The sequence below is a fragment of the Kitasatospora sp. NPDC059462 genome (genome assembly GCF_042749955.1).
Lineage (GTDB): Bacteria > Actinomycetota > Actinomycetes > Streptomycetales > Streptomycetaceae > Kitasatospora.
Window position 1 is genome coordinate 1 of record NZ_JBHYUU010000305.1, and the last position, 6,051, is coordinate 6,051.

A 6,051-nucleotide genomic window follows, 5' to 3' on the forward strand; every position below is an offset into this window, starting at 1 on the left:
GCACCCGGCGCGCGGGCGTGGGCCGCGGACGGTTCACCGTCCCGGTCCGGGGGCTTCGGCGAAGTCCAGGACCGTCACCGAGGGACGGTGCGAGGCCAGCCAGGGGGCGGTCAGTGCCAGGGGCAGGAGGGCGCCGAGGAGACCGCGTCCGCCCGCCGGGCGGACGTCGCGGACGGCCGTCACCGCCGGGCTCGCGGTGCGGAGCTTGTCGCGCTCGCCGGCGTCCATCGCCCAGGGCATGGCGGGCACCCGGTAGGCGGCGGTGCGCATCCTCCCGCTCACGGCGAGCCGTGCGAACCAGCGCGGGACGGCGTCCACGACCATGGAGCCGCCGGGGAACCGGTCCGCGCAGCCCGCGATCAGGGCCTTCACCCGGGCCGGGGGGAGGTACATGCACAGGCCCTGCGTGGTGACCAGGACCGCGCGGTCGCGGTCGACCTCGTCGGCCCACCGCAGGTCGGTGGCGTCGGCGGCCAGCAGGCGCCGGCGCGGGCCCGGCGGGAGGAGGCGCTCGCGCAGGGCGATCATCTCGGGGAGGTCGACGGTGAGCCAGTGGGCGCGGCCGTTGTCGACGCGCCAGTACTGCGTCTCCAGGCCCTCCCCCAGGCAGACCACCGTGCCGCGCGGCTCACGGGCCAGGAAGTCCGCCACCTCGCGGTCGAAGCAGGCCACCCGCAGCGCCTGGAACTGGGACTGGAAGCCGCTCGTGCCGAACCGCTCGGCGAAGGGGTAGTCGATCCGCCCGACCAGGTCCACCGCCACGGGGTCGTGCAGCACGGCGTCCGGCCGGCGGGCCTCGACGGCCCGCTGCCAGAGCGTCCACAGCGCCGTCTCGGGCACCGCCGCCAGCTCAGGCCGCTCCACGCTGCTCATCTCTCGCTCGCTCCCTCGGAGGTGGCGGGTGTCCCCGCACGGACCCGCCGATTCTGACACCGGGCAGCGCGCGGACGGGGGTGCGCGCGGTCCCGGCGCGCCGGGGCGCCCCGCGGCGTGCTCAGCCGACGCCGAAGGCGCCGTCCGGGGGCGGCGGGGAGTCGGCGGCGGTGGCGTCGGTGACCGGCGCCGTGCGGGCGGTGAACGCCGCGAGGTCGGCGCCCTCGGTGAGCCGCGCCGGGAAGACGTCCCCGGCCAGCCGGCGGGCGAGGTCCGCGACCGGCAGCGGGCCGGCCGAGCCGACCAGCAGGATGTTGCCGTAGCGCCGCCCGCGCAGCACCGGCGCCTCGGCGATCAGGCAGGCCTGCGGGAAGACGGCGCGCACCGTCGCCGCCTGGGCGCGGGCGAAGGCGAGCGGCGGGCCGTCGGCGAGGTTCGCCGCGTAGCAGCCGCCGGGGCGCAGCGCGGCCGCCGCCAGCCGCAGGAACTCCACCGAGGTGAGGTGCCCGGGCGTGCGCGAGCCGTGGAAGACGTCCGCGACGACGAGGTCCAGCGAGCCGGGTGCGTCCGACGCGGTCGCGGCGAGCGCGGCGCGGGCGTCCCCGACCTCGGCGGTGATGTCGACGCCGGGCCCGCGCCACGGCAGGTGCTGCTCGACCAGGTCGATCAGCGGGCCGTCCACCTCGACCACCCGCTGGCGCGAGCCGGGGCGGGTGGCGGCCAGATAGCGGGGCACGGTCAGCGCGCCGCCGCCCAGGTGCAGGGCGTCCAGCGGCAGGCCCGGTTCGCCGAGTGCGTCGACCAGGTGGCCGAGGCGCTGGACGTACTCGAACTCCAGGTGGGTCGGGTCGCCGAGGTCGACGTAGGACTGCGGGGTGTCGTCGAGGGTCAGCAGCCACCCGCCGTCGTGGTCGACGTCGGGCAGCAGCTTCGCCTGCCCGAGGTCGGTGCGCCGCGCCACCGGCACGGGTTCGTCGGGCGGGCTGGACGGGTCGGGCATCTCGGGCATGTCCGCAGCATAGGCGCCCGGCCCGAGTCGCCGTCACGCCGGAGGCTACCGGCCGGTATCGTCGGGGTTCCCCGGGAAACCCGGTCTCCGAGCAGAAAGCGGGTGCACGTGGCCATGGAGTTCCGCGAAGACATCCTCGGCGCCCCCTACGAGGCCGTCGAGCTGCCGCTGCGGCCCGACGAGGAGGGCGAGGTCTCGGCGACCCTGGTCCGCCGGGCGGTCCCCGGCTCGGAGCGGGCCGTGCTGTACATCCACGGCTACAACGACTACTGGTTCCAGACCCACCTCGCCGACCACTACACCGCCGCCGGCTTCTCCTTCTACGCGCTCGACCTGCGCAAGTACGGCCGCTCGCTGCGCCCGCACCACTCGCCGAACTTCGTGCGCGACCTCGCGACGTACGACGAGGAACTGGACGCGGCGGTGCGGATCGTCCGGGAGCAGGACGGCCACAGCCGGCTGCTGGTCAACGGCCACTCCACCGGCGGGCTGATCGCCGCCCTGTGGGCCGGGCGCCGCACCGGGCGGGGCCTGGTCGACGGCCTCTTCCTCAACAGCCCGTTCCTGTCCATGCCGGCCGCCCCCGCCGTGCGCACCCTCGGCGCACCGGCGCTGGACGCGATCGGCCGCCTCGCACCGACCCGGGTGCTGCCCTCCGCCCTCAACCCGCACTACGTGCACAGCCTGCACCGCGACTTCCGCGGCGAGTGGGACTTCGACCTGAAGCTCAAGCCCGCCGAGGGCGTGCCGCTGTTCGCCGGCTGGCTGGCCGCCGTCCAGCGCGGCCACCGGGAGCTGCGGCGCGGGCTCGGGATCGACGTGCCGGTGCTGCTGATGGCCTCCACCGCCTCCATCTCCACCACCCGCTGGCACGCCGCCCTGCACCACGCGGACGCCGTGCTGCGCGCCGACGACATCGCGGCGGCCGGTCCGCACCTGGGCCGCCATGTGACGATCGTCCGGATCAAGGGCGGCATGCACGACCTGGTGCTGTCCGGCGAGACCGCCCGGACCCAGGTGTTCGCCGAGCTCGACCGCTGGCTCGGGGCGTACTTCCCGGCGGCCGTGCACTGAGCCGGCCGGGCGCCCGTGCGGGGGCCCGGGGCGCGCCGCCCCCGGCCCCCCAGCCGCTCCCCGTGCGCCTGCTGTGCGCCCGTGAGTCTGTGGAAGGCTACCCGGGCCCCTGTCACTTCCCTTGCCGAAAAGGCGAGTTGAGGAGCCAGCATGCCGCATGGACACGGCCCGCAGCACGACCGGCAGCCCGGCCACAGCGATCCCTCCCTGTACCGCACGCCCGCCGAGGCGATCGCCGCCCCACCGGAGAAGCTCGCCTACGTGGCGGGCTTCGACCGGTCGGCGCAGCGGCCGGACGCGCTGATCACCGTCGACACCGACCCGGCGTCGGCGACCTACGGGCGCGTGCTCAACGTCACCGACATGCCCGGGGTGGGCGACGAGCTGCACCACTTCGGCTGGAACGCCTGCTCCAGCGCGCTCGCGCACGCCGGTCACCACGACGCCGAGCGGCGCTACCTGCTGCTGCCGGGACTGCGCTCCTCGCAGCTGCACGTCCTGGACACCCGGCCGGACCCGGTCCGCCCGAGACTCGTGAAGACCGTGGCGGCCGAGGAGCTGGCGGCCAGGGCCGGCTACTCGCGCCCGCACACCCTGCACTGCGGACCGGACGGCGTCTTCCTGTCCTGCCTGGGCGCGGCCGCCGGCGGCGACGGCCCCGGCGGGGTCGCGCTGCTCGACCACACCACCTTCGACGTGCTGCGCCCCTGGGAGACCGAGCGCGGCCCGCAGAACTTCTCCTACGACGTGTGGTGGCACCTGGGCACCAACGTGGGCGTCACCAGCGAGTGGGGCACGCCGTGGATGGTCGAGGACGGCGTGGTGCCGGAGCTGCTGCTCGGCCGCAAGTACGGGCACGCGCTGCACTTCTGGGAGCTGGACACGGGGCGCCACCTGCAGCGGATCGACCTGGGCGACCAGTACCAGATGGTGCTGGAGCTGCGCCCGGCCCACGACCCGCAGGCCGAGTGGGGGTTCGCCGGGGTGGTCACCAACGTGGAGGACCTCTCGGCCTCGGTCTGGCTCTGGTACCGGGAGGGCGAGGCGTTCACCGCGCGCAAGGTGATCGAGATCCCCGCCGAGCCGGCGAAGGCCGAGGACCTGCCGCCCGTCCTGCAGCCGTTCGGCGCGGTGCCGCCGCTGGTCACCGACATCAACCTGTCGGTCGACGACCGCTGGCTCTACGTCTCCGCCTGGGGCACCGGCGAGCTGCTGCAGTACGACGTGGCGGACCCGTTCCACCCGCGCCTCACCGGGTCCGTGCGGCTCGGCGGGGTGACCGCCCGCACGCCCCACCCGGCCGCGCCGGAGCGGCCGTTGAGCGGTGCGCCGCAGATGGTCGAGATCAGCCGGGACGGCCGGCGGCTCTACCTCACCAACTCGCTGTACGGCTCCTGGGACGACCAGTTCTACCCGGACGGCATCGAGCCGTGGATCGTCAAGCTGGACGCCGACCCGCAGCGCGGCGGACTCTCGGTGGACCCGCGGTTCTTCCCGCACGGCGAGGAGTTCCGGGGGCTGCGGGTGCACCAGACGCACCTGGCGGGCGGGGACGCCTCTTCGGACTCCTACTGCTACCGGTAGGCGGCGCGCGCGCTCAGAGGCGGCCGAGCACCGGGTCGTGGTGGATCCGGGCGGACGGCAGGCCGGAGGCGACCAGCCGGGTGCGGACCTCGTCGACCAGGCCTGCCGGGCCGCTGACGCAGGCCAGGTGCTGCGACCAGTCACCGGCCCGGCTGACCGCCTCGGCCAGCCGGCCGCCCGGGACGGCGGGGCCGTCGGCGGCGTCGTCCGCGACCGGGACCAGCTCCAACCAGGGCTTGCGGCCGCCGAGTTCGGCGAGGGCCGGCCAGTCGTAGAGGTCGGACCGGGCCCGCGCGCCCACGAACAGGTGGACCCGTCGCCCGCGCGGACGGTGCTCCACCAGCTCCTCGACGATCGCCTTCATCGGGGCGAGCCCGGTGCCTCCGGCCACCAGCAGGAGGTCCCGGGTGTCGTCCTGCGGCATCAGCGTGCCGCGCGGCGGGCCGAGCCGCAGCCGGTCGCCGACGGCGGTGTGCTCGACCAGTGCCTCGCTCACCCCGCCCTGCCCGGTGCGGCGGACGTGGAACTCCAGCTCGTTGTCGGTGCGCGGTGCGCAGCCCATCGAGTACTGCCGCCAGGTGTGCGGCAGCAGCGGGTGTTCGACGCTCCCGTACTGCCCGGCCCGGTACGGGTACGGCTCGCCGGTGCGCACCCGGAGCACGGCCAGGTCGTCGCGGCGGCGCTCGTGGCCGACCACCGTGGCGTGCCAGTACGGGGGTTCGGTGAGCGCCGAGTCGGCGCCGGCCACCATCGACCGGACGGCGAAGCGCAGCATCCGCACCCAGGCACCCTCAAGCCCGGCGCTCCAGTGCCGGCCCGCGCGGTGCCGCAGCGCCTCGCACAGCGCCTCCTCGAAGGCCTCGTAGTGGACCGGGCGGACCCCCAGCTTGCGGTGGTCGCGGCCGAGCTGGGTGAGGGTGGCGGCGAGCCGGTCGGGCTCGTGCAGGTGCTCGATCAGGTAGTCGAACATCCGCTCCAGGTGGACCTGCTGGAACTCCATGGACTCCGGGAACAGCGCGCGCAGGTAGGGGCGGCGGCGGAACATGAACGCGTACAGGTGGTCGATGAGGTCGGCGAACGGGGCGACCGGGCCGAGGCCGCCGAGGATCAGCCGCTGGTCCGCCGCACCGTCGTGGTCCCGGTCGTAGCCGCCCTGCGCGCCGGGGCCGCCGGGGGCCGGACGGGCGTCGGGCGCGCCGTGCGGACCGGTGGGCGCTGCGGCGAAGGACGGCGCCGGCGCCAGGATCTGCCGGCGCAGGCGCATGGCGTGGTGGCGTGCGATCAACCGGTCGTACTCGGTGGTGCTGGTGGTGCTGTCCAGGTCCATGGAGCGCAGCCTAACCAGCCGTCAGCCGCCTGCTGTACAGCGGATGTTCACCGTTCGGACGGCTTTCGGCCCGGTTCCGGGCAGGGGGTGGCCAGGAGCGGCGGCAGGTCCAGTAAACGGCCGCCCGGGGGGTTGCGGACAGGGCCGGTGGTCCCGGCCGACCCGGGACCACCGGACCGCCGGG

General features: G+C 75.4%; 5 protein-coding genes. 2 read left to right on the top strand and 3 right to left on the bottom strand.

Annotated elements, in window-relative coordinates; all coding sequences use genetic code 11:
- Nucleotides 1-33 precede the first annotated feature (33 nt).
- Both ACFXAM_RS37365 and ACFXAM_RS37370 read right to left on the bottom strand, forming a co-directional pair.
- Nucleotides 34-873 carry a class I SAM-dependent methyltransferase gene (locus ACFXAM_RS37365; protein ID WP_380298232.1) on the bottom strand — a complete coding sequence of 280 codons (840 nt, stop codon included), beginning with the start codon at nucleotides 871-873 and terminating at the stop codon, nucleotides 34-36.
- Between the two features lie 121 nt (nucleotides 874-994).
- Nucleotides 995-1,873: a spermidine synthase gene (locus tag ACFXAM_RS37370; RefSeq protein WP_380298238.1), complete on the bottom strand. Its 879-nt coding sequence runs from the start codon at nucleotides 1,871-1,873 to the stop codon at nucleotides 995-997.
- Between the two features lie 123 nt (nucleotides 1,874-1,996).
- On the opposite strand from ACFXAM_RS37370, the gene ACFXAM_RS37375 reads away from it, so the two are divergent.
- Entirely contained in the window at nucleotides 1,997-2,956 is a 960-nt protein-coding gene (locus ACFXAM_RS37375; RefSeq protein WP_380298233.1) for an alpha/beta hydrolase, read from the top strand.
- Between the two features lie 150 nt (nucleotides 2,957-3,106).
- Nucleotides 3,107-4,540: a selenium-binding protein SBP56-related protein gene (locus ACFXAM_RS37380; protein ID WP_380298235.1), complete on the top strand. Its 1,434-nt coding sequence runs from the start codon at nucleotides 3,107-3,109 to the stop codon at nucleotides 4,538-4,540.
- A gap of 13 nt (nucleotides 4,541-4,553) precedes the next feature.
- On the opposite strand, the gene ACFXAM_RS37385 is transcribed toward ACFXAM_RS37380, so the two are convergent.
- Entirely contained in the window at nucleotides 4,554-5,867 is a 1,314-nt protein-coding gene (locus ACFXAM_RS37385; protein WP_380298236.1) for a globin domain-containing protein, read from the bottom strand.
- Nucleotides 5,868-6,051 lie beyond the last annotated feature (184 nt).

Coding starts and splice junctions, on each gene's coding strand:
- ACFXAM_RS37365 (WP_380298232.1), bottom strand. CDS start 873: ATGAGCAGCGTGGAGCGGCCTGAGCTGGCGGCGGTGCCCGAGACGGCG.
- ACFXAM_RS37370 (WP_380298238.1), bottom strand. CDS start 1,873: ATGCCCGACCCGTCCAGCCCGCCCGACGAACCCGTGCCGGTGGCGCGG.
- ACFXAM_RS37375 (WP_380298233.1), top strand. CDS start 1,997: ATGGAGTTCCGCGAAGACATCCTCGGCGCCCCCTACGAGGCCGTCGAG.
- ACFXAM_RS37380 (WP_380298235.1), top strand. CDS start 3,107: ATGCCGCATGGACACGGCCCGCAGCACGACCGGCAGCCCGGCCACAGC.
- ACFXAM_RS37385 (WP_380298236.1), bottom strand. CDS start 5,867: ATGGACCTGGACAGCACCACCAGCACCACCGAGTACGACCGGTTGATC.